The following is a 21,266-nucleotide window of genomic DNA, read 5'->3' on the forward strand; positions in this document are numbered from 1 at the left end:
CCGTCGGGGGCGGGCCGATTTCCGTCTCCAGTCGCTCCGTCACTCCTGGCGGTCCTGGGCCCCGCCCCCGGCTGCCCCGCCCCCGGCTGCCGCGTCCCGGCATCCGCGACCTCCCGGCCGCCCCCGAACCCGGCGCCGGCCTCGGGAACGGCCGCGCTACCTCGGCGGGCCCTGAACCCGGGGGGAGACCGGACTCAGTTCCTCCTCCACACTGCGGGCGGCGTCGCGCAGGGCGGCCAGGGTGACCTGGACTGCCGGGCGCCGCAACGAGGCCGGACGCAGGACCGCGTACACATGCCGCTCCGGCGGAGAGGGCAGCTGCCGGTAGACCAGCCCGGCGGGGGCGCCCACCATGGCCAGCGCCGGAACCGCCGCGATCCCGATGCCCCGGGAGACCAGGCTCAGGATCGTGCCCAGCCCCTCGAACTCCCATGTTGCCGCGGGCAACCCGCCGGCCTCGGCGAACAGCTTCTCGGTCCCGTAACGCGAACGCTCGCCCTCCGGTGCCACGATCCACGACTCGCCCAGCATCTGGTCCAGGACCAGCGGTACCTCCGTGTCGGCCAGCCTGTGGTCCTCCGGGACCGCCAGCACCATGGGATCCCGCAACAGGTGCACGTGCCGCAGGCCGCTGTCCGGCCCCCGCCCGGGGTGTTGGCCGGTCCAGTCATCGACCAGCGCGATGTCGACCTCGCGGGAGCGCACCTTCTGGGTGCCGGTCGCCAGCAGTGTCTGCCGCAGCACCAGTTGCATCCCCTCATGGCTGCGCAGGGGAGGGGCCAGCAGCGGGGCGAAGGCCACCGCGGCGGTCGGGAAGGCCGTGACGGTCACCACGCCCAGGGCGATGTCCGACTGTTCGGCGAGTACTGACTCGGTCGCCTCCACCAGGGCAAGGATCTCCTCGGACTGGTTCACCAGGAGCTGGCCGGCGTCGGTCAGCTCGGCCCCTCGCGGGGACCGGTCCAGGAGCGCCACCCCCGTCTCCCGTTCGAGGGTGGCGAGCTGTTGGGACACGGCCGAAGGCGTGTAACCGAGGGCGCTCGCGGTCGCGGCGATGGTGCCGCGGGCGCTGAACTCGCGGAGGAGCTGGAGGCGTCGAAGATCGAGCATAAGAACAGCTTACGCTCAGCATCGAAAAGACTCGCTTGTGCTGATGACAGATCATGGGCAGGCTTGTGATCGAAGGCCACCAGCTGGACGGAGTCACAGCTCAACCGGTGGCCGGTGCCTAACGACAAGCCGGAGATGAGTCATCCATGACCGTCACTGTGTCCGCGACCCTCGCCGTGAACGAAGCTCTCAACGACAAGCGCCGCCAGGGGGTGCGCGTGCTTCCGCTCGGGTTCGGTGAGGCGGGTCTGCCGGTGCACCCGGTCATGCGGGAGCAGCTCTCGGCGAGCAACGGCGCCAACGCCTACGGGCCCGTCGCCGGTTCCGCCGCACTGCGCGAGGCGGCCGCCGGGTACTGGGCCCGCCGCGGTCTGCCCACCGACCCCGACACGGTCATCGCGGGCCCCGGCAGCAAGCCCCTGCTGTACAGCCTTCTTCTGGAGATCGGCGGCGACACCGCCATCGCCGCCCCCAGCTGGGTGAGTTACGCCGCGCAGAGCCGCCTCGTCGGCCAGCGCCCCATCATGGTGCCGACCGCCACCGGCCAGGGCGGCGTACCCCAGCCCGACCTTCTGCACGCCGCGGTCACCGATGCCCGGGAACAGGGGCGCACCGTCAACGCGGTGGTCGTCACGGTCCCGGACAACCCGACCGGGACCGTCGCCGACGCCGAGACGGTACGGCGCCTGTCCGAGGTCGCCCGGGAACTCGACCTGGTCATCATCTCCGACGAGATCTACCGCGACCTGGTCCACCCGGGGGAGGGGGAGCGGGAGGGCGCCGTCGTGCACAGCCCCGCCGAGTACGCGCCCGAGCGCACGGTCATCTCGACCGGCCTGAGCAAGAACCTGGCCCTGGGCGGTTGGCGGATCGGTGTGCTGCGCCTGCCCGACTCCGAGATCGGCCGACGCCTGCGCGGCGGGTTGCTCGGTGTGGCCAGCGAGATCTGGTCGAGTCCGGCGGCACCGGTCCAGCAGGCGGCAGCCCACGCCTTCACCGAGCCCGCCGAGCTCCGGGACCACATCGACCGCAGCCGCCGCCTGCACGGCATCGTGGCCCGCGCCGTCGCCGATGTCTTCACCAGGGCCGGAGCCGCGGTCGCCGCCCCGAGCGCGGCCTTCTACCTCTACCCGGACTTCGAGCCGGTCCGCGAACGGCTGGCCGCGCTGCACGGTGTGGCCACCGGACCAGAACTGACCGGGCTCCTCCTGGAGCGTTACGGCATGGGCGTCCTGCCCGCCGTCGAGTTCGGTGAGAGCTCTGCAGCCCTGCGTATGCGGGTGGCCACCAGCCTCCTGTACGGGGACTCCGAGGACCGGCGCTACGCGGCCCTGGCGGCGGGGGACCCGCTGGCCCTGCCGTGGATCCGCGCCCACCTGGACCGGTTGACGGAAGTCCTGGGGTCGCTGTTGTCCGAAGTCCCCAACACGGTCATCCCGGCCCCGCAGGCGGTCGCCCAGCCGGTGCACTGACCCGGCGACCGACCCCCGAAGCCGTGTCCGCCACGTGAAGGGGGCGAGGCGGGCACAGACGACGGGACCCTCCCTATCTCTCCCAGGGAGGGTCCCGTTACCTTCTCCGGTCCGTGCTTCTCCGGCCCCGTGTTCCGCACGGCCTCCGGACCCGGCCCGTGCCCGGGCCCGATCTGTGCCCGGGCCCGATCTGTGCTCGGGCCTGCCCCGGATCAGGGCGTGTGCGCCTCGTGCGCCCGGCGGGCGGCCAGCTCGTGGCTGGGCGCGATCACCGCCCGGTAGTGGTCCACCAGCTCCGTGTTGACCGACGCCCAGGTCCGATGCGCCACCGACGGCCGGGCACCGGCGGCCATCCGCGCCCGCACCCGGCGGTTGTGCACCAGGCGGCCCACCGCCACCCGCAGCTCCCGGACCGAGTCCGGTGCGTACAGCAACCCGTTGCGCTCCGGTAGGACCAGGTCCAGCGGACCGCCGGCGGCCGGGGCCACCACCGGCACACCGGAGGCCAGCGCCTCCTGGACGGTCTGGCAGAAGGTCTCGTCCGCTCCCGTGTGCGCGAACACGTCCATGGCCGCGTACAGCCGCGACAGGTCCCGCCCGGTGCGCTGGCCGGTGAAAACGGCGTCGGGCAGCAGGCGGCGCAGCCGGGCCCGTTCGGGTCCGTCCCCGACCACCACCAGGCGGACGCCGCGGAGCCTGGCCAGGTGGGCCAGCAGGTCCACGCGCTTGTCCCGGGACAGGCGGCCGACGTAGCCCACGATCGCCTCCCCGTTCGGCGCCAGGCGTCGGCGCAGCTCCTCGGAGCGGTGGTCGGGGGAGAAACGCACGGTGTCCACACCGCGCCGCCACAGGTTCAACCGGGGGAACCCCCGGGCCGAGAGGGCCTCCATCGTGGCGGAGGAGGGGACCAGGGTGCGGTCCACGGCGGAGTGCGTCCGGCGCAGCAGGGACCACAGGGCATCGGAGCCGGGCAGGCCGTAACGGTCGGCGAACCCGGGCAGGTCGGTCTGGAACGCCGCCACGGTCGGCAGCGCCCACCTTCGGGCCACGTCCACGGCGGTCGCACCGAACAGCGCGGGTGAGGCCAGGTGGAGCACGTCCGGTGCGAAGGCCCGGATCGCGGCGGTCATCGTCCTGCGGGAGGGCAGGCCGACCGGGAAGTCACGGTAGACGGGCAGGGGGAGGGCGGGCATCCGCAGGACGGGGAATCCCGCGTACGAGGCGGGCCCGTGTCCGGGGGCCAGCACGAGGGCCTGGTGCCCTTCGGCGGCGAGGTGTTCGGCGATCCGGCACACGGAGTTGGTGACTCCGTTGACCTGTGGCAGGAAGGACTCGGCCACGATCGCCACGCGTAGCGGCGGACGGTGGACGGTGGGCAGGGGTGTGGGGGACATGCGGGGGCTCCCAACGCCGAGGTGTCGCTTCTTTCGACGCTAGGGTCGGAGGGTGAACCGGGACCGCCGGGCGGGAGAACCGCGCCCGAAGGCCCGACACGGGTTGGTGGATCAGCCGGTGACGCCGTCCGCACGGCCAACTGACCGGCTGGTGACCTGGAACTCGATATGATCACTAAAAGTAACAAGATGAGTGCACTAAGGAGTCGTGCGGTGACCCTCGTGGAATGGTCCGAGCTGGTCCGAGCTGAGCTGGACCTCACCGGGACCGACCCCCTCCAGAAGACCGACGTCGACCGCGTTCTCGACCTCGCGCGCGACGCGGCCCACTCCGTGGCCCGGCCCGCGGCACCGCTCACGACCTACCTGCTCGGGGTGGCCGTGGGCCAGGGGGCGGACCCGGAGGCCGCTGCCGCCGCGCTCAGCAGGCTCGCACTCGCCCAGGGCGAGGAGCAGGGCGAAGAACGGGAGAACTGACCGAACCAGGGCATACCGAAACAGCCGCTGTGGCGACGCAACGCGCATGTGGACCACGCGTGATTCGTTCGTTACGCGTCGGTGCCATTCTTTGCCGATATCGCCGCAGCGCACACCGGTGCCAGCGCGATCCCGAGGGCGCTGGTCCCCCGTTCCACCTCTGGCCTCCTCGGCCCCACACACTCACCGAAAGGGAGATCCCCCGTGGACCAACTCCTTGAGATGGCTGACATCGTCAGCGGCATCATCTGGGGACCCTTCGTCCTCATTCCGCTGCTGCTGGGCGTCGGCGTCTACCTCACCATCCGTCTGCGCCTCCTCCAGCTGTTCAAGCTGCCACACGCGCTCTGGCTGGCCCTGGTCCGGCGCAAGGAGGACGCCTCCGTCGAGGGCGACATCTCGCACTACCAGGCGCTGAGCACCGCTCTCGCCGCCACCGTCGGCGTCGGCAACATCGCCGGCGCGGCTCTGGCCATCGGCATCGGCGGTCCGGGCGCGCTGTTCTGGATGTGGATCATCGGCATCTTCGGGATGGCCACCAAGTACAGCGAAGCCCTCCTGGGGGTGAAGTTCCGCCGCACCGACGCCAAGGGCGAACAGAGCGGTGGACCGATGTACTACCTCAAGCACGGCATCAAGGGCGGTCTCGGGACCTTCCTCGGCGTCGCCTTCGCGGTCTTCGGCGCCATCGCCGCCTTCGGTATCGGCAACGGCACCCAGGCCAACACCGTCGCCCAGCAGGTGAACAGCGTCACCGGTGTGGAGCCGTGGATCATCGGCCTGGTCCTGATGCTGCTCGCCGGAGCCGTCATCCTCGGCGGGATCAAGAGCATCGGGCGCGTCACCTCCGCGCTGGTGCCGATCATGATCGTCGGCTACGTCGGCATCTGCCTCCTCGTGCTCATCGTCAACTGGGCCGCGATCCTGCCCGCGCTCCAGCTGGTCGTCGTGAGCGCCTTCACCGGGACCTCCGCCACCGGCGGCTTCGTCGGGGCCGGTGTCATGCTCGCCATCCAGATGGGCTTCGCCCGCGGCATCTTCTCCAACGAGTCCGGCCTGGGCACCGGTGGCATCGCGGCCGCCGCGGCCAAGACCACCCAACCGGTCCGCCAGGCCATGGTCTCCATGACCCAGACCTTCATCGACACCATCATCGTGGTCAGCATGACCTGCCTGGTCATCATCACCACCGGTGTCTGGGAGGTGGAGAACCCCGAGGACGGTTCCCTGCTCACCTCGCAGGCGCTGACCGAGGGCCTGGGGGCCATCAGCCCGGCGTTCGGCTCCGCGGGCGCCTACGTCGTGGCGATCGCGGTGGCGGTGTTCGCCTTCAGCACCCTGCTCGGTTGGGCCTACTACGGAGAGCGCTGCGTGGAGTTCCTGGGCGGCCGCGGGCTCGTCCTGCCCTACCGCCTGGTGTTCATCGTGGTCATCTTCGTCGGGTCTGTGGCCACCCTCGACTCGGTCTGGCTGTTCAGCGACATCGCCAACGGCCTGATGGCCCTGCCCAACCTGGTCGGCCTGCTGCTCCTGTCGCCGGTCATCGTCGCGGAGACCAAGAAGTTCTTCGGACACCCCGACTGGCGTGACCCGGACGCCGTCATGGACGACGTGCGCGGCTAGGGTCCGTTCGCGCGTCACGGAGAAGCGCACCCGAGCCCGTGTAACCGGCGGGCTGACAGGAGGGGGACCGGCCGTTGCGGCCGGTCCCCCTTCGTGTCTCCCCGGCCAGGAGCGGCTGTGCTTCCTGGCGCCAGCGGTGGCTCTTGCTACCACCAGGTGTGGCTGTGCCTGCTACCACCAGGGGTGGCTGTGTTTGCTACCACCAGAGGTGGAAGTGGTGCACGGGGCCCTGGCCGCCGCCGGCGTCGATCTCCCCGGCACGGACCAGGGCCCGGGTCAGGTACTCCTTGGCGTCGGCCACGGCGGTCACCGTGTCCGGGCGCTGCGGGAGGAGAGCGGCGATCGAGGACGACAGGGTGCAGCCGGTGCCGTGGGTGTTGCGGGTGTCCACCCGCCCGGCGCGGAACTCCACCGGCTCCGTCACCCCGTCGACCAGCAGGTCCACGCTCTCCTCCCCCGGAAGGTGCCCGCCCTTGATCAGGACGCGGCGCGGGCCCAGCTCCAGCAGGCGCTCGGCCTGGTCGCGCATCTGCTTGAGATCGGTGGCCTCGGCCTCGCCGAGCAGGTCGGCGGCCTCGGGCAGGTTCGGGGTGATCAGGTCGGCGCGCGGCAGCAGCTCGGTGCGCAGCGCCTCGATCGCCGAGCTCTCCAACAGCCGGTCACCGCTCTTGGCCACCATCACCGGATCCACCACCAGGTTCGGCAGTTCGTACCGGTCCACGGCCGCCGCGACCGCCTCGGTGACCTCGGAGGTCGACAGCATCCCCACTTTGACCGCGTGCACGGTCGCGTCGGAGAACAGGGTGTCCATCTGGTCGGTGACGAACGACGCGGGGACCCCGTGCACTCCGGTGACCCCGCGTGTGGACTGGGCGGTCAACGCCGTCACCACGGTCATCCCGAAGACCCCGTGGGCGGAGAACGACTTCAGGTCGGCCTGGATGCCGGCGCCCCCGCTGGGGTCGCTTCCGGCGATGGACACGACGTTGTACGCGCTCATGGGCGTTCCTTCGCTAGTGCTAACTAGGGCAGGTTCGACGGGTGTGCTCTCAGCCGGCAGGTCTGTCCCCGGCACCCCGCGCCGCCGGGGCCTCGCGTCCCCGGCATCCGTATGTGTTTGTGGTGGTTTCGACTCTAACCGAGGTCCCGGGAGGCGTTGGCGTGCCTCGGCCCCCGGGTCGGCGGCTCCGGTCAGTGGACGGTGACGTCCGGTCGGTGCTGGGCGGCCTCCAACCGCTCCCGCTTGCGGCGTTCCCAGACGATGGCTCCGACGATGACGGCGAAGCCGATCACCATGAGGGTGACCGTCACCGGGACGTCGGTGGCGGGCAGGATCTCCCGCTCCTCGCTCTGCCAGGGCCACAGGGCGCGCAGGGAACCCGCCATCAGACCGGTCAGGACCACCAGGGTCATGTGGTGGAAGTTCTCCAGGAGGTACTGGAGGACCTTCACGAAGACCGCCAGACCCGTCACCATGCCCAGGGTGAAGGTGCCCAGGTAGACGAAGTCGAGGTTCCCCACCGCGTCCTTGGTCGGCCCGTACAGGCCGACGGTCAGCAGGATGAAGGAGCCGGACAGGCCCGGCAGGACCAGCGCGCAGATCGCGACCGAGGCGACGAGGAAGACCACCACCGGGTGTGTGGGCAGGTTGGCGCCCGGAAGGCCGGTCAGGAAGAAGGTGAGTGCGGCGAAGGCCAGGGCGATCAGGTAGTGGCCCACCCGCCAGCTACGGCCGGCACCGGTGTAGGGGATCCACAGGCAGGCCAGCACGAGCCCGAAGAAGATGGCGTAGGCGTACTGGGTGTACTCCTCGACCAGCGGGGCGATGAGCAGCAGCGCCAGCACCAGGGCCACCGCCATCCCGATCAGCGCGGGAACCAGAACGGACCATTCCACCTGGCGGAACTGCGCCATGGCTCGGTCCTTGCCGCGACCGCGCGGTACGTCGGTGAGGTAGCGCTTGATCCCGCTGACCATGTGGCCGGCGCCGCCGATCAGCTGGTCGTAGAGGCCGACGATCAGGGCGACCGTGCCGCCGCTGATACCGGGCAGCGCCTCTGAGGTGCCCACGGCCCCGCCGCGCACCGCGTTGAAGATGTAGGAGCCTACTGACTTGGCCATGTTGTCGGGCGCCTGCCCGGGGACTCCCGGGAGGGGCGCCGTCCTCCGTCCTGATGGGGCCGCCGGTCCCGTATCCACGGTAGACCGGCGAGGGTCAAAGGGGTGCTGGTCCGCGCGGACCCGTGTGGTGACCGCTTCTGGGCCCGATGCCCGGATCCGCGCCGAGTTTTGGTGGCCCGGGCCGCGTGATGGGGGGAGGGGAGCCGTCGGGCCCAGGGCCGGGCAGCGCCAAGTCTAGCGGTGACCGGAGGAGGAACAGGCGCTCGTGCACCCAGAAGATCGAGGTTTCGGCTGGGGTTGTATGCGTCGGATCCGAGGCCGAAAAGCGGAGCCCGTCAGGGAAGAGAGGAGACGGGCTCCGCGGGTGGGGACACCGGAGCACGGGGTGAGGGCGCCGGAACGCAGGGCGGGTGCCGCGGGATCACGGGGTGAGCGCCGCGGTCCCCTCACCAGCTACCGACGCTGCCCACCGGTAGTCCTGCTTGCCCACGGCGGTGCGTCGCACCCGGTCCACGAAGTGCACGGTCCGGGGCACCTTGAACCCGGCCAGCCGGACCCGGCAGTGCGCGCGGAGAGCGTCTTCGTGCAGGGAGGCCCCGGGAGCCAGCGACACCAGCGCCGTCACCCGCTGGCCGAGTGTCTCGTCCGGTGAGGGCACCACGATCACGTCGTCCACCGAGGGGTGCGCCTTCAGCACGGCCTCCACCTCCTCGGGGTAGACCTTCTCCCCCGCGGTGTTGATGACGACGCTGCCCCGCCCCAGCAGCACGATCGAACCGTCCGCGGCCCGGGTGCCGTAGTCGCCCGACAGAGCCCAGCGCCGCCCCTCCTCGTCCTTGGGGAAGGTGCGTGCGGTGGCGATCGGATCGTTGTAGTAGCCCAGCGGGATCCGCCCGGTCCGCGCGATTCGGCCGACCTCGGCCGAACCCGGGGCCAGCGGACGCAGCGACCCGTCGAGCACCGCGATACTGCCGCCCATGGTGAAACTGCGCCGGTCCGGGGAGGAGGCGACGGTCTCCTCCCCGTCGGGTGCGGTCGCCGAACCGCACACACCCGTCTCCGACCCCCCGTAGGCGTCGGCCAGGGCGACATCCTCGCGCCACGCCCGCCACAGTCCGCGCACCGCGGGCGTCAGCGGAGTGCCGCCGGAACGCACCGAGGTGAGGTCGGGGCACAGGGAGGGTTCGGTCAGCAGGTGCCTGGCCAGCGGCCGGGCCATCGCGTCACCCACCAGCTGCACGGTGTGCACACCCTCCCGGTGGGCCAGCTCCAGCACCCGGTCCGGGCGGAAGCTGCGGTCCGTGGACAGCACCACGCGCTTGCCGCACAGCAGCATGCTCAACGCGTTCCACTGACCGGCCGCGTGCATCAGCGGGCCCAGCACCAGCATCCGCTGCGGGAAGCAGCGGGCGGCGTGGTCGGCCACGTCCTTCGGGGTCCGGGCACGCGGGGTGCCCGGGGAGCGCCGCTCCACGGCGGCACGGAAGATGTCCGCCTGGCGCCACAGCACCCCCTTGGGGTAACCGGTGGTGCCGCCGGTGTAAAGCAGGTAGTGGTCCTCGCCGCTGGTCGCGGGCAGCGGCGCCGTGCCCGGACCGCAGGTGCCGTCGGTGTCGCCCGTGCCGCCGGTGGAGCTCTCCTGGGCGGCGAGCGCCTCCTCGTAGTCCACGCCCGCCAAGGACGCGTCACGCACCGAACCGTCCTCCAACAGCAGCACGTGCCGGAGCCGGGGGAGGTCGGGCAGGATCGCCCTCACCGTCGCGGCCAGGGAGTCCTCCGCGATCAGGGCGACCGCGTGCGAGTCCGAGAGCACGTGCCGCAGTTCGCCCGCCACGTACCGGTAGTTCACGTTCACCGGAACCGCGCCCGCGCGCAGCACACCCAGGAACGACTCGACCCACTCCGCCCGGTTGAAGGACAGGATCGCCACGTTCTCACCGGGGCGCACCCCGGTCGCGACCAGGTGCCGCGCCAGGCGTGTGGAACGCTCGTCCAGGGCTCGGTAGGTAAGCCGCCGGGGCCCGGCGACCAGGGCGATCCGGTCCGGCACGGCGTCGGCCACCGCGGCCATGAGGCCGGAGAGGGAGAAGGGGCTGTCCGGGGACGCGTGATGGGGCACGTCTGGTGACCTCCCTGACGATCGCGGGGCCGTCCCCGGTGAGGACACTCGAGGCGGCTGTGACTGGTAGGAGCGAACGTACCCCTCGGCGGACGGCCCGATCGCGGTGGGGGCTGTGGACCGCGTCACCTGCGTAACCGTCCTCCGTCACCCCTTCCGGGGGCAGGGCCGGGCAGCCCCCGCTCAGGGCGGGTGCGGCCCCGGAACGCGCGCAGGTTTCGGGCCCGACCGCGGAACGGTGAGATGCGCCACCCCTTGTGTGCTCACCGGATCATCTGCTCAACTCTTGGGGATCCCGCCGCCGGGGCTCTACCGGGCTCCACGGTGGGTATCTACTGTCTGACATCGGTCAATGGTGATCGGAGCGGCTAGATGACCACCCAGAACCTGGGACAGCAGGACTCCGTCGGAAACCCCGGCGGACAGGGACTCTCCAGCGCGGACCACATCGAACTCGCCCAGGCGAGGTCCGCACACAACTACTCACCCCTGCCCGTCGTGATCGCCGAAGGCCGTGGCGCCTGGGTGACCGACGTGGAGGGAAAGCGGTACCTCGACTGCCTGGCCGGGTACTCGGCCATGAACTTCGGCCACCACAACCCCGACCTCCTGGCGACCGCGCACGCCCAGCTCGACCGGGTGACGCTGACCAGCCGGGCCTTCTACAACGACCGGTTCGGCCCCTGGGTGAGCGCCCTCGCCGACATGGTCGACAAGCAGAAGGTCCTGCCGATGAACACCGGTGCCGAGGCGGTGGAGACCGGCATCAAGGTGGCCCGTAAATGGGGCTACGAGGTCAAGGGCGTTCCGGAGAACCAGGCGACCATCGTCGTGGCGGGCGCCAACTTCCACGGGCGCACCACCACGATCATCTCCTTCTCCTCGGACCCCGAGGCGAAGACCGGTTTCGGTCCCTACACTCCGGGATTCCGCTCGGTGGCCTACGGGGACGCGAAGGCCATCGAGGAGGCCGTCGACCACACCACGGTGGCGGTGCTCATCGAACCGGTGCAGGGCGAGGCCGGCGTGATCGTGCCGCCCGAGGACTACCTGCCCCGGGTCCGGGAGATCTGCGACGACAACCAGGTGCTGTTCATCGCCGACGAGGTGCAGTCGGGCCTGGGCCGCACGGGCACCATCCGGGCCTGCGAGCACACCGGTGTCGTCCCGGACGCCTACCTGTTCGGCAAGGCGCTGGGCGGCGGCATCCTTCCGGTGTCGGCGATGGTGGCCGACGAGGACGTCCTCGGTGTCATCCAGCCCGGCCAGCACGGCAGTACCTTCGGCGGCAACCCGCTCGCCGGGGCGGTGGGCAGCACGGTCGTCCGGATGCTGACCGAGGGCCCCTACCTGGAGAACGCCCGGAAACTGGGTGAGGTGCTCCGCCGCAGGTTGGACGGGTTCGTCGGTGACGGAGTGGTGTCGGCACGCAGTATCGGCCTGTGGGCCGGCGTGGACGTCGACCCCGAACTGGCCTCGGGCAAGGAGCTGTGCAGGCGCCTCGCCGAGCACGGGGTCCTGGTCAAGGACACCCACGGTTCGACCGTGCGGATGTCCCCGCCGCTGGTCGTCAGTGAGGAGGACCTCAACTGGGGGCTGGACCGCTTCGCCGAGGTCATCGCCGAACTGAAGGCCGAGAAGCGGTAGCGCGTACCACCGTACGAAGGGAACGTACGGGACGCAGGGGATAGCTGGGACTGCGGGGCCCGCCCGGATCCGATCCGGGCGGGCCCCGTGCCGACCCCGCGTGTCACCTCCGCCAGAAGAGGTGGTGCGCCACACCGCTCGGGCTGGGCACGACCTCCAGGTGGAAGCGGTCGAGCAGTTCGTCGGGTGACTCCCAGAGCCGCAGACCGGATCCGAGCTTCACCGGCGAGACCGCCACGTGCAGGGTGTCGACGAGGTCGGCGTCGAGGAACTGCCGGATGGTGGTGACCCCGCCGCCGAGCCGGACGTCCTTGCCCCGCGCCGTATCCCGTGCCTGCTCGAGGACGGCGGCCGGGTCGCCGCCGACGAAGTGGAACGTGGTGTCGGAGAGCGTGAACGACGGGCGCTCGTGGTGGGTCATGACGAAGACAGGGGTGTGGAACGGGGGCTCGTCACCCCACCAGCCGAGCCACTCGTGGTCCTTCCAGGGGCCGCGCTGGGGGCCGAACTTGTTGCGGCCCATGATCTCGGCACCGACGTTGTGTGTGAAGTCCCGTGTGAAGTAGTCGTCGAGGCCCCGGCTGCCTCCCGGGTCGGTGCGGCCCGGCCAGCTCGCCGTGGCCCCCGCCCAGGAGAACAACCTCCCCGGATCGACGTGGCCGAACGGTCTTTCGCGGCTCTGCTCCTCGCCGGCGCCGATCCCGTCGCTGGAGACGGTGAAGTTCTGGACCCTCAGCATCTGAGTCACGTGTTCCTCCTGTGCACTGGGCGATGGCATGTAGGTATGACTCGCCGGGGCCGGAGAACTCATCGCCGCGGCGGGGCGTGTGTCCTAGGAGTCGGCGTCGGCAGCGCCCTCGGTGGCTTCGGCGTCCTCCTCGGGTTCGCCGTTGACGGGGTCCAGCGGTCCGCCGAGTTCGCTGCTGAGCACCTCGGAGTCGGCTCCCTCCAGGGTTTCCCGGGACGTGTACAGCACGCGTTCGGGACCCTCCTCGACCTGCAGGCGCACGCGCTCGGCGATGGAGCGCTGGCCCTGGGCGGTGGGGTGGAAGCTCGCCCGGTCCACACGCAGCCCCTCACCCACCTGGCCGAGGACGATGCCGTTCAGCCAGGAGTCGTCCTCGCTGACCTCGTAGCCCTTCAGGGCGGTGAAGACGTTGACGAACTCCGCGCTGCCGACCTGGCGGGAACCGTACACGTCGCCGTCCACCTGGTAGACGGTGTCCCTGATCCGGTCGTTGAACCGCTCGGCGACCGAGTTCAACCACAGCTGGTCGCTCACCGAGAGCGTGTAGTACATCCCTGGCGGCTCCTCGGGGAACAGCCGCGGGTAGCCGAGAACCAGCACGCGGGCGTCCGGAGCACGGTCACGGATCTCCGTGAGCACCTCGGTGAGGGTCTCGTCGAAGGACTCCATCTTCTCGGTGATCTCGTCCTCCTGGTCCGTGCAGCCGGTCCGCTCCAGGAGCGGCATCCGCACGATGCAGGTACGCAGGACGGGGATGAACCCGAGGTCGTTGCCGCCGATGCCGACGGTCACCAGCGAGGTGTGTTCGGTGACGCGCTCGATCTGGGACTCGGGGGTACCGATCTGGCTGAGCATGTCCGAACCCTTGTGGCTGCTGCAGGCGTAGAAGCCCAGGTCGCCCTCGAAGGAGAACTCACGCTCGACGACCTTGGGGTAGGCGTGCTCCGAACGCCAGCACTCGCCCGGCTCCGCGGTGCCCTCCTCGTACTCCCCGGCGCCGTCACCCGAGGAGTAGGAGTCGCCCAGGGCCACGTAGTTACCCCACAGGGCGGCCTCCTCCGGCTCCATCCGGACCCGCCAGTCCTCTTCCTCGTCCTCGGTGATCGGGGGCAGCGGCTCACCGGGGCACACACCGCCGGTGACGTCGCACCACAGGTCGACCAGACCGTTGCGGGTGGCGGGCACGGCCAGGACGGCCACCATGGTCAGGACGAGGATCGATGCGACGGCCAGGGTGATCCTGGCCCGACGGCGCCGCCTGGGGGAACCCTTGCCCGTCGCCTCGGCTCCGCCTTCGCGGTCCTCGGGGGCGTCCGGGGTCTCCTCGGGCTGGTGGGGCTCCTGAGGGTCCTGCGGCTCCTGGGGGTCACCATCACGCGCTGACACGGTCTCCTACCGCCTCCCGGGTCTGCGGGCGTGCGGGCGCGTACACACGCCCAGATCCATCCGCCAGACTACCCGGGGCGGTTTGTCGTGATGACGTCGAGAACACGGCGGATATCGGTGTTGTCCAGGGTGGCGCTGGCTGTCAGTCGCAGCCGGGAACGGCCGTCCGGGACCGACGGCGGGCGGAAACAACCCACCCGGACCCCGTCCGCCAGGCAGGCCGCACGCCAGTCCACCGCAGCCTCCGGGGAGGGGGCCAGTACCGACACCACCGCGGCGTCCGGGGCGCTGGCCGACAACCCCCGGGCACGGAGACCCTCGGACAGTTCGCGGGCGCGGGAACGCACCGCCTCGGCCCGCTCCGGTTCGGCGCGCAGGACACGCAGTGCCGCCAGCGCCGCCCCCGCGGCCGCCGGAGCCAACCCGGTGTCGAACACGAACGTGCGCGCCGTCTCCACCAGGTGCCGGATCACCCGGCGGGAGCCCAGGACCGCACCGCCCTGGGCGCCCAACGACTTGGACAGGGTCACCGACACCACCACGTCGTCGGCCCCGCCCAGATCCGCACCCGCGGCACCGCGCCCGCCCGGTCCCACCACCCCGAGCCCGTGGGCGTCGTCCAACAGCAGCGCCGCCCGGTGGGTGCGCGCGACCTCAGCCAGGGAGGAGACGTCGGTGAGGTCGCCGTCGACCGAGAACACGGTGTCGCTGAGCAGCAGGCGCCGACCGGCACCCCCGGACAGCAGTCCGGCCGCCCGGTCGGCGTCGCCGTGCGGGAACACCGTGACCCGGGAGCCGGCCGCCTTGGCCAGCCGGGTGGCGTCGATGAGGGAGGCGTGGTTGTACTGGTCGCACACCACCAGGGGAGGTTCCGCCTCGTCGGCGGTCGGGGCGGCCAGCGCGGTCACCATCGCCAGATTGGCGGTGTACCCCGAGGAGAACACCAGGGCGGCCTCCGAGCCGTGGAACGCGGCCAGCTCGCGCTCCAGCTCACCGTGCAGTTCCGTGTCGCCGGTGACCAGCCGCGAACCTCCGGAGCCCGCGCCCCAGGTGCGGGCGGCCTCAGCGGCGGCCTCCACCACCCGGGGGTGGCGCATGAGCCCCAGGTAGTCGTTGCCCGCCAGGTCCAGCAGGCCCTCGGAGGGCGGCCTGGGGACGGTGCGGCGGGTCAGCCCGGCCCGGGACCGGCGTTCGGCGGCCCCGTCCAACCACGCCAGGGGATGGTCGGCCGGTAGCGGTCCCGTCCGTGCCGCGCGCAGCGGCCAGGGGCGGGGAACGGTGTCGAGGTGTTCCATGCGGGTGAGAGCTCCTCGGGGCTCGACGGTGCGGGTCCAGTCCTGCGGGGAGGTCCCTGGCGGGTCGACCCAGCGGCGGCCAAGCCCGCTGGGGCGACCCGTCCCTTGAGTGCCAGGGAGGCGTATACGACTCTGCCGTTCGGCGGGCCCCCAGTCACCAGTGGAAGCCCACAAAGAATCGGCGGGGATTCCTGGCTCCCTCGTACGGGGCGCCAGTCCCCGCGCACGGGGAACAATGGGGCACCATGTCCCGAATCAGCACAGCGACGGCCGGCCCCGACCGTGTCCGGGCCGCCGACAGCGCGCACCTGTGGCACCCCTACACGACCGTTCCCGCAGCTGAGACCCCCTACGTGGTCACCGGTGCGGAGGGCGTCCACCTGACCCTGTGGGCGGACGGTGAACACCACCGGGTGGTCGACGGCATGGCCTCGTGGTGGTCCGCGATCCACGGCTACCGCCACCCCGAACTCGACGCCGCCGTGCACGCCCAGGTGGACCGGTTCAGCCACGTGATGTTCGGCGGGCTGACCCACGCACCCGCCGCCGAGCTGGCCCGGGCCCTGGTCGGTATCACCCCCGACGGGTTGGAACACGTCTTCCTCGCCGACTCCGGCTCGGTGTCGGTGGAGGTCGCCATGAAGATGTGCCTCCAGTACCACCGGTCCACCGGCAACGCCGAACGCCGCCGGTTCCTCACCTGGCGGGGCGGCTACCACGGCGACACCTTCCACGCCATGAGCGTGTGCGACCCCGACGGCGGCATGCACTCGCTGTGGGGGGACGTCCTGCCCGGCCAGGTGTACGCGCCCGCACCGCCCGCCGGGTTCGGTACCGGCCCCGACCCCGACTACCTGGCGGAGTTCGAGGCACTGGCCCGGGAGCACGCCGCGGAGTTGGCCGCGATCATCGTCGAGCCCGTCGTCCAGGGCGCGGGCGGGATGCGCTTCCACCACCCCGGCTACCTCGGGGAGCTGCGCAGGATCGCGGACGCGTACGGGCTGCTGCTGGTCTTCGACGAGATCGCCACCGGGTTCGGCCGGACCGGGGAGATGTTCGCCGCCGACCACGCCGGGGTCGTCCCCGACGTCCTGTGCGTGGGCAAGGCGCTGACCGGCGGCTACATGACGTTGGCCGCCACCCTGTGCACCCCCCGGGTGGCACGGGGGATCGCCGGGGGAGAGGTTCCGGTGCTCGCGCACGGGCCCACGTTCATGGGCAACCCGCTGGCCTGCGCGACAGCCCTGGCGTCGGTGGAGCTGCTCACCGGGGGCGACTGGCGGGGCGACGTGGCCCGGATCGAGTCGGGGCTGCGCAGGGGCCTGGCCCCCGCGGAGCGCCTGCCGGGCGTGCGGGAGGTGCGCGTGCTCGGCGCGATCGGGGTGATCGAGCTGGACCGGCCGGTGCGTATGCGCGAGGCAACCCGGGCGGCGGTGGCGGCCGGGGTGTGGCTGCGGCCGTTCCGCGAGCACGTGTACGCGATGCCGCCCTACGTGTGCTCCGAGCAGCAGGTCGCGACCATCGCTGAGGGGATGGTCGCCGCGGCCGCTGCCACGCTGGCGGCCGACGAGGACGCGGAGGGGCAGCAGTGACCCGTGTGCTCGTGGTGACCGGGACCGGCACCGAGGTGGGCAAGACCGTGGCCACGGCCGCCGTCGCCGCGCTGGCCGCGGCCCAGGGGCGGCGGGTGGCGGTGCTCAAGGCCGCCCAGACCGGGGTGGGGCCGGGGGAGGAGGGCGACGCGCAGACCGTGGCGCGCCTGGTCCCGGGGGTGACCACCGCCGAGACCGCCCGCTACCCCGAGCCGCTCGCCCCGGCCCGGGCCGCCGCCCGGGTCGGCCTGGACGGACCAGAAGCGCGGGAGGTCGCGGACCTCGCACGCGACCTGGCCGGCGAACACGACCTGGTGCTGGTGGAGGGCGCCGGCGGACTGCTGGTCCGGTTGAACGCGGCGGGGGAGACCCTGGCCGACGCGGCCGTCCTGTTGGCCGCTCCGGTGCTGGTGGTCGCCGACCCCCGGCTGGGCACCCTCAATGCCACCGCCCTGACCGCGGAGGCGCTGCGTTCGCGCGGCCTCGACCCGGCCGGGGTCCTGGTCGGGTCCTGGCCGGGGGCCCCGGAGCAGCCGGACCTGGCGATGCGCTGCAACCTCACCGACCTGCCCGGCATGGGCGCGGGGCCGCTCGTGGGGGTACTGCCCGAGGGCATGGGCGCCCTGCCTCCGGCGGGGTTCACCGCCGCGGCGCGCCAAGGGCTGGGAGCCGTGTTCGGCGGGACGTGGCCGGGTCCGGGACGGGAGGCGGTCTGAACACCCACGGCCCGCCCACTGGCGGACCCCTTCAAAGCCCGAGCCCGATTCTTTGTGCCGTTCCACGGCAGACGTGCCCCACCACACGCCGATACGTTGCCACTGCCAGCCACAACACCGCCTTCCAGGGGACCCCTTGAACCTGCTCATCACCGGCATCACCACGCAGTCCTCCATCGCCTACGCGATCGCGGAGGAAGCCATGCTCCAGGGACACGAGGTGATCCTGACCAACCCGCCCGGCCGTGCCTTCTCCATCTGCGAGCGCATCGCCAAGCGGCTGCCCAAGGAGCCCGTGGCCGTCCTGCCCATGGACGTCACCGACCCCGAGCAGATCACCGCCACCGCCGAGGCGGTCGGCGAGCACTGGGACCACGTGGACGGCCTGCTGCACGCCATCGCCTACGCGCCCGAGTCCGCCCTGGGCGGCAACTTCCTCAACACCGACTGGGAGGACGTGGCCAAGGCGATCCACATCTCCGGCTACTCGCTGGCCGCCCTGGCCGTCGGTATGCGCGACCTGCTCGCCAAGGCCCCCGAGGGCGCCGGTGTGGTCTCGCTGACCTTCGACGCCAGCGTCGCCTGGCCGGTCTACGACTGGATGGGCTCGGCCAAGGCCGTCCTGGAGAACTCCGCCCGCTACCTCGCCCGTGACCTGGGCCCGCAGGGCATCCGGGTGAACACGATCTCCGCCGGCCCGATCAAGTCCCTCGCGGGCGGCTCCATCCCGGGCTTCTCGCAGATCGCCGACTCCTGGGCGGACAACTCCCCGCTGGGCTGGGACACCAAGGACACCACGGTCGTGGCGGGCCCCGCCCTGTTCCTGATGTCGCCCGCCGCCCGAGCCATCACGGGCACGGTCATGCACGTGGACGGCGGCTACCACGCCATGGGCGCCCCTCTCGCCCCCGCCGCACCGGAGGACGCCGCCCAGGCCTGACCCCGGCGCCGGGGTGTCCTCCGGCCCCTCCGGGGCAGGCACTGCGCCCGGGCGGTGTGTACGGGGGGTCGGAAGCGTCGGGCACGGTCAGGATCACCCTGGACGACGCGCGCACGCTCAGACTCTCCGGGACCCCCTGCGAGGCCCTGCGGCATGCGGTGGGCGCCAGACCGGCACTCGTGCCCTGGACACCGCCTTGGCCGTCCTGGGCGGGGTCCCCCGGGGACAGAGCCCTCCGACCCTCCCGGAACCGCTCCCTGAGCGCGCTGACCGGGGCCCGGGAACCGGCCCCGGAGATCGTCGCGCCGTCCGAGGACGCTGACTCCTGCTGGACGAATCCGTCCCCTGGGACGGTCCGCGACCACCGGGACGAGGCTTCGGCCGCACGGGCCCCGGGTCCTCAGGCGGGGGCGGGGACCGGAGAACCCAGGGTGAAGGCCCGCGGCCCCGGGCCGCGGGCCCGCAGCTGTCCGGCGCGCTCCTCGGCCTCCGCCGCGGTGACCGCGGTCCCCGCCGTGGACCACCACAGTGCCCGCTCCACGGTGGGGAAACCGCCGACAGCCGCACGGTAGGCGAGGACCTCCCGATGGGTCTCCTCCACGAAGGAGCGCAGGTCAGCGGGGGAGCGCCACAGGTTCACCACGCGCATGCGGTCCCCCTGGTCGAAGAAGTGGACTTCTCCCAGCTGTCCCGAACGGTCCTTGGCCTGTTCCCGCAGCGCGCCGACGAGGGCTTGAAGATGATGGCGCTCGCCGGTGACCGTGCGGGCCTCCACCAGGACCGCCCGGTGCGCGGGGAGGGTCGGCTCCGCCGGGGAGAAAAGGATCCTGGCCGCCTTCGTGCGTGCGCTGGGGTGATCGGCGGCGGGCTGGACGGGCAGGGAACGCATTGGAACTCCCGGTTCAAGTGGACCTTGATAAAGAGTCCACTTTGGCTCTGGTGGTCTCTGTTGGTCTGATGCCAGTATCAGGAGTCAGGGTGAGTGCGAATAGAGCCAATGGAGCCGAAAATGGACCTTGTTCGACGTACCGACGAGCTCGTGGACCTTCTCGGGAACTGGTCCGCCGGGACCGGCGCCCTCTACCGGAGGTTGGCCGCGTCCCTGCGCGGCCTGGTCGAGCAGGGCTCCCTGGTCCCGGGAGAGCGCCTGCCCTCCGAGCGGAACCTGGCCGCAGCACTGCGGATCAGCCGCACCACCGTCGTCTCCGCCTACGACCACCTGCGTGACGAGGACGTCCTGGAGAGCCGCCAGGGCAGCGGCACCCGGGTGTGCAGCACCAGGGCCCCGGTGCGCGCCGACGGTTGGGCCGCCGCCGGCAACGGCAACCCCATGTACAGCAACCTCCTGCGCGCCGACGAGAACGTCATCCCCGTGTCGTGCCTGCGTACCCCCGCCCTCGCCGGGGTCGAGCAGGCCATCCGCGAGGTCGTGGCCGAGGACCTGCCCGCCCTCATGGCCGAGGGCACCTACTACCCGCGCGGGCTGCCCGCCCTGCGCGAGGCGATCTCACGCCACCACGAACGCCAGGGCCTGCCCACCCATCCCGACCAGATCGTGGTCACCACCGGCGCCCACCAGGCCGTCGCCCTGGTCGCCCAGCTCTACCTGCGCAAGGGCTCCCCCGTGGTGTCGGAGGACCCGAGCTTCGCCGGATGCCTGGACCTCATGCGCGACCGGGGAGCCCAGATCCACCCGGTCCCCATGGACGCCCAGGGGATCGACGCCAACGGGGTGCGCCGGGCCTTCGCCGGGTACGCGCCCCACCTGCTCTACGTGATGCCCTCGTACCACAACCCGACCGGCACCCTGATGTCCGCGGCCCGCCGCCGGGAGCTGGGGGAGCTGTCGGCCCGGCACGGGGTGCCGATCCTGGAGGACAGCGCCTACACCGGGATCCGGGCCGCCGACGAGCCCGCCCCGCTGGCCGCCTATGCTCCGCGCGGAGCCGAGGTCATCAGCGTCGACTCGCTGTCCAAGGTGGGGTGGGCGGGGCTCCGCGTCGGCTGGTTGCGCGCCCCCGCCGAGATGGCGCTCCGGCTCAGCCGCCGCAAGGTCCTCGCCGACCTGGCCAGCCCCCTGCTGGACCAGGCGGTCGCCGTGCGCCTGCTCGACCGCTACGGCCAGCTCGCCCACCAGCGTTCGGAGGAGCTCCGCGAGGCACTGGCGCACATGGGCTCCCTGCTGCGCCGGGATCTTCCCGACTGGCGGTGGGAGGCCCCCGACGGCGGCGCCGCCCTGTGGGTGCACCTGCCCGGGGTCAACGCCCGTACCTTCGCCCAGGTCGCGCTCTGCCACGACGTGGAACTGGTGCCCGGTCCCGTGATGTCCGCCTCCGAGGGCGGTCTCCACGACGAGTACTTCCGGCTGCCCTTCGCCTACGACCGCGAGACCCGTGAGGAGCTGGTGTGGCGGCTGGCCCGCGCCTGGCGCGAACTCGACCGGTACGGCCCGGTGGAGAGCCACCCGGACGCGCTGGTGGTCTGAACCGCGGTGATCTTGCTACCAGGGGCAACTTCGGCGCGGTGGTTTCTAGCATCTGTTGCAACGAACCTGATTCAGGGGGTAGTTGTGCCAGGTAAACGACTGTGTCGGGATGAGCGGGTCCAGATCCAGACTCTGTGGGAA

Annotated in this window: 17 protein-coding genes and 1 riboswitch; of the genes, 8 read left to right on the plus strand and 9 right to left on the minus strand. The window is 71.7% G+C overall.

Annotated elements, in window-relative coordinates; translation table 11 throughout:
• Nucleotides 1–156: 156 nt before the first annotated feature.
• Entirely contained in the window at nt 157–1,110 is a 954-nt protein-coding gene (locus IE195_RS23175) for a LysR family transcriptional regulator (RefSeq protein WP_191275185.1), read from the minus strand.
• A gap of 146 nt (nt 1,111–1,256) precedes the next feature.
• On the opposite strand from IE195_RS23175, the gene IE195_RS23180 reads away from it, so the two are divergent.
• Complete coding sequence (locus IE195_RS23180; protein WP_191275188.1) at nt 1,257–2,582, plus strand: pyridoxal phosphate-dependent aminotransferase; 1,326 nt, start codon at nt 1,257–1,259, stop codon at nt 2,580–2,582.
• Nucleotides 2,583–2,794: 212 nt separating this feature from the next.
• On the opposite strand, the gene IE195_RS23185 is transcribed toward IE195_RS23180, so the two are convergent.
• On the minus strand, nt 2,795–3,976 hold the full coding sequence (locus IE195_RS23185) for a glycosyltransferase family 4 protein (RefSeq protein WP_191275190.1): 1,182 nt from the start codon (nt 3,974–3,976) through the stop codon (nt 2,795–2,797).
• Between the two features lie 213 nt (nt 3,977–4,189).
• Between IE195_RS23185 and IE195_RS23190 the strand changes: the two genes are divergently transcribed.
• Together IE195_RS23190 and IE195_RS23195 are read left to right on the plus strand one after the other, a co-directional pair.
• The gene (locus tag IE195_RS23190; RefSeq protein WP_191275192.1) at nt 4,190–4,453 is read left to right on the plus strand and encodes a DUF6457 domain-containing protein; all 264 of its coding nucleotides are present in this window, start codon (nt 4,190–4,192) and stop codon (nt 4,451–4,453) included.
• Between the two features lie 204 nt (nt 4,454–4,657).
• Complete coding sequence (locus IE195_RS23195) at nt 4,658–6,076, plus strand: alanine/glycine:cation symporter family protein (RefSeq protein ID WP_191275194.1); 1,419 nt, start codon at nt 4,658–4,660, stop codon at nt 6,074–6,076.
• Between the two features lie 196 nt (nt 6,077–6,272).
• On the opposite strand, the gene thiD is transcribed toward IE195_RS23195, so the two are convergent.
• The 3 genes from thiD to IE195_RS23210 all read right to left on the minus strand — a co-directional run bounded on the left by thiD (nt 6,273) and on the right by IE195_RS23210 (nt 10,316).
• A complete protein-coding gene (gene thiD, locus IE195_RS23200) occupies nt 6,273–7,076 on the minus strand; it encodes a bifunctional hydroxymethylpyrimidine kinase/phosphomethylpyrimidine kinase (RefSeq protein WP_191275196.1) in 804 nt (267 codons plus the stop codon).
• Nucleotides 7,065–7,165, minus strand: a riboswitch (TPP riboswitch). It overlaps the preceding gene by 12 nt.
• A gap of 102 nt (nt 7,166–7,267) precedes the next feature.
• A complete protein-coding gene (locus IE195_RS23205) occupies nt 7,268–8,197 on the minus strand; it encodes a DUF368 domain-containing protein (protein ID WP_191275199.1) in 930 nt (309 codons plus the stop codon).
• Nucleotides 8,198–8,618: 421 nt separating this feature from the next.
• Nucleotides 8,619–10,316 (minus strand): acyl-CoA synthetase, encoded by a 1,698-nt coding sequence (locus IE195_RS23210; protein WP_191275201.1) that lies wholly within the window; start codon nt 10,314–10,316, stop codon nt 8,619–8,621.
• Nucleotides 10,317–10,688: 372 nt separating this feature from the next.
• Here IE195_RS23210 and rocD point away from each other — a divergent pair, with 372 nt between their 5' ends.
• Nucleotides 10,689–11,963 (plus strand): ornithine--oxo-acid transaminase, encoded by a 1,275-nt coding sequence (gene rocD / locus IE195_RS23215; protein WP_191275203.1) that lies wholly within the window; start codon nt 10,689–10,691, stop codon nt 11,961–11,963.
• Between the two features lie 103 nt (nt 11,964–12,066).
• On the opposite strand, the gene IE195_RS23220 is transcribed toward rocD, so the two are convergent.
• From IE195_RS23220 to IE195_RS23230, 3 genes are all read right to left on the minus strand, one after another.
• Nucleotides 12,067–12,711 (minus strand): dihydrofolate reductase family protein, encoded by a 645-nt coding sequence (locus IE195_RS23220; protein ID WP_191275205.1) that lies wholly within the window; start codon nt 12,709–12,711, stop codon nt 12,067–12,069.
• 84 nt (nt 12,712–12,795) lie between these two features.
• Entirely contained in the window at nt 12,796–14,097 is a 1,302-nt protein-coding gene (locus IE195_RS23225) for an SGNH/GDSL hydrolase family protein (RefSeq protein ID WP_191275207.1), read from the minus strand.
• Nucleotides 14,098–14,165: 68 nt separating this feature from the next.
• Entirely contained in the window at nt 14,166–15,392 is a 1,227-nt protein-coding gene (locus IE195_RS23230; protein ID WP_191275209.1) for an 8-amino-7-oxononanoate synthase, read from the minus strand.
• 245 nt (nt 15,393–15,637) lie between these two features.
• Here IE195_RS23230 and IE195_RS23235 point away from each other — a divergent pair, with 245 nt between their 5' ends.
• The 3 genes from IE195_RS23235 (at nt 15,638) to fabI (ending at nt 18,640) form a co-directional block, all read left to right on the plus strand.
• Nucleotides 15,638–16,984, plus strand: coding sequence for an adenosylmethionine--8-amino-7-oxononanoate transaminase (locus IE195_RS23235; RefSeq protein ID WP_191275211.1), 1,347 nt, complete (start codon nt 15,638–15,640; stop codon nt 16,982–16,984).
• The gene (gene bioD, locus IE195_RS23240; protein WP_191275213.1) at nt 16,981–17,700 is read left to right on the plus strand and encodes a dethiobiotin synthase; all 720 of its coding nucleotides are present in this window, start codon (nt 16,981–16,983) and stop codon (nt 17,698–17,700) included. The genes IE195_RS23235 and bioD overlap by 4 nt, the downstream gene beginning before the upstream one ends.
• Before the next feature lie 136 nt (nt 17,701–17,836).
• Entirely contained in the window at nt 17,837–18,640 is an 804-nt protein-coding gene (gene fabI, locus IE195_RS23245) for an enoyl-ACP reductase FabI (protein ID WP_191275215.1), read from the plus strand.
• Between the two features lie 400 nt (nt 18,641–19,040).
• On the opposite strand, the gene IE195_RS23250 is transcribed toward fabI, so the two are convergent.
• On the minus strand, nt 19,041–19,529 hold the full coding sequence (locus IE195_RS23250) for a DUF3291 domain-containing protein (protein ID WP_191275217.1): 489 nt from the start codon (nt 19,527–19,529) through the stop codon (nt 19,041–19,043).
• 120 nt (nt 19,530–19,649) lie between these two features.
• On the opposite strand from IE195_RS23250, the gene IE195_RS23255 reads away from it, so the two are divergent.
• Nucleotides 19,650–21,125: an aminotransferase-like domain-containing protein gene (locus IE195_RS23255; RefSeq protein WP_191275219.1), complete on the plus strand. Its 1,476-nt coding sequence runs from the start codon at nt 19,650–19,652 to the stop codon at nt 21,123–21,125.
• The last annotated feature ends 141 nt before the right edge of the window (nt 21,126–21,266 follow it).

This window comes from Nocardiopsis terrae, assembly GCF_014651695.1.
Taxonomy (GTDB): Bacteria; Actinomycetota; Actinomycetes; order Streptosporangiales; family Streptosporangiaceae; genus Nocardiopsis; species Nocardiopsis terrae.

Excerpts from the sequence above, each read along its gene's own strand:
- IE195_RS23175 (WP_191275185.1), bottom strand. The coding sequence starts at position 1,110 with ATGCTCGATCTTCGACGCCTCCAGCTCCTCCGCGAGTTCAGCGCCCGC.
- IE195_RS23180 (WP_191275188.1), top strand. The coding sequence starts at position 1,257 with ATGACCGTCACTGTGTCCGCGACCCTCGCCGTGAACGAAGCTCTCAAC.
- IE195_RS23185 (WP_191275190.1), bottom strand. The coding sequence starts at position 3,976 with ATGTCCCCCACACCCCTGCCCACCGTCCACCGTCCGCCGCTACGCGTG.
- thiD (WP_191275196.1), bottom strand. The coding sequence starts at position 7,076 with ATGAGCGCGTACAACGTCGTGTCCATCGCCGGAAGCGACCCCAGCGGG.
- IE195_RS23205 (WP_191275199.1), bottom strand. The coding sequence starts at position 8,197 with ATGGCCAAGTCAGTAGGCTCCTACATCTTCAACGCGGTGCGCGGCGGG.
- rocD (WP_191275203.1), top strand. The coding sequence starts at position 10,689 with ATGACCACCCAGAACCTGGGACAGCAGGACTCCGTCGGAAACCCCGGC.
- IE195_RS23230 (WP_191275209.1), bottom strand. The coding sequence starts at position 15,392 with ATGGAACACCTCGACACCGTTCCCCGCCCCTGGCCGCTGCGCGCGGCA.
- IE195_RS23235 (WP_191275211.1), top strand. The coding sequence starts at position 15,638 with ATGTCCCGAATCAGCACAGCGACGGCCGGCCCCGACCGTGTCCGGGCC.
- IE195_RS23250 (WP_191275217.1), bottom strand. The coding sequence starts at position 19,529 with ATGCGTTCCCTGCCCGTCCAGCCCGCCGCCGATCACCCCAGCGCACGC.
- IE195_RS23255 (WP_191275219.1), top strand. The coding sequence starts at position 19,650 with ATGGACCTTGTTCGACGTACCGACGAGCTCGTGGACCTTCTCGGGAAC.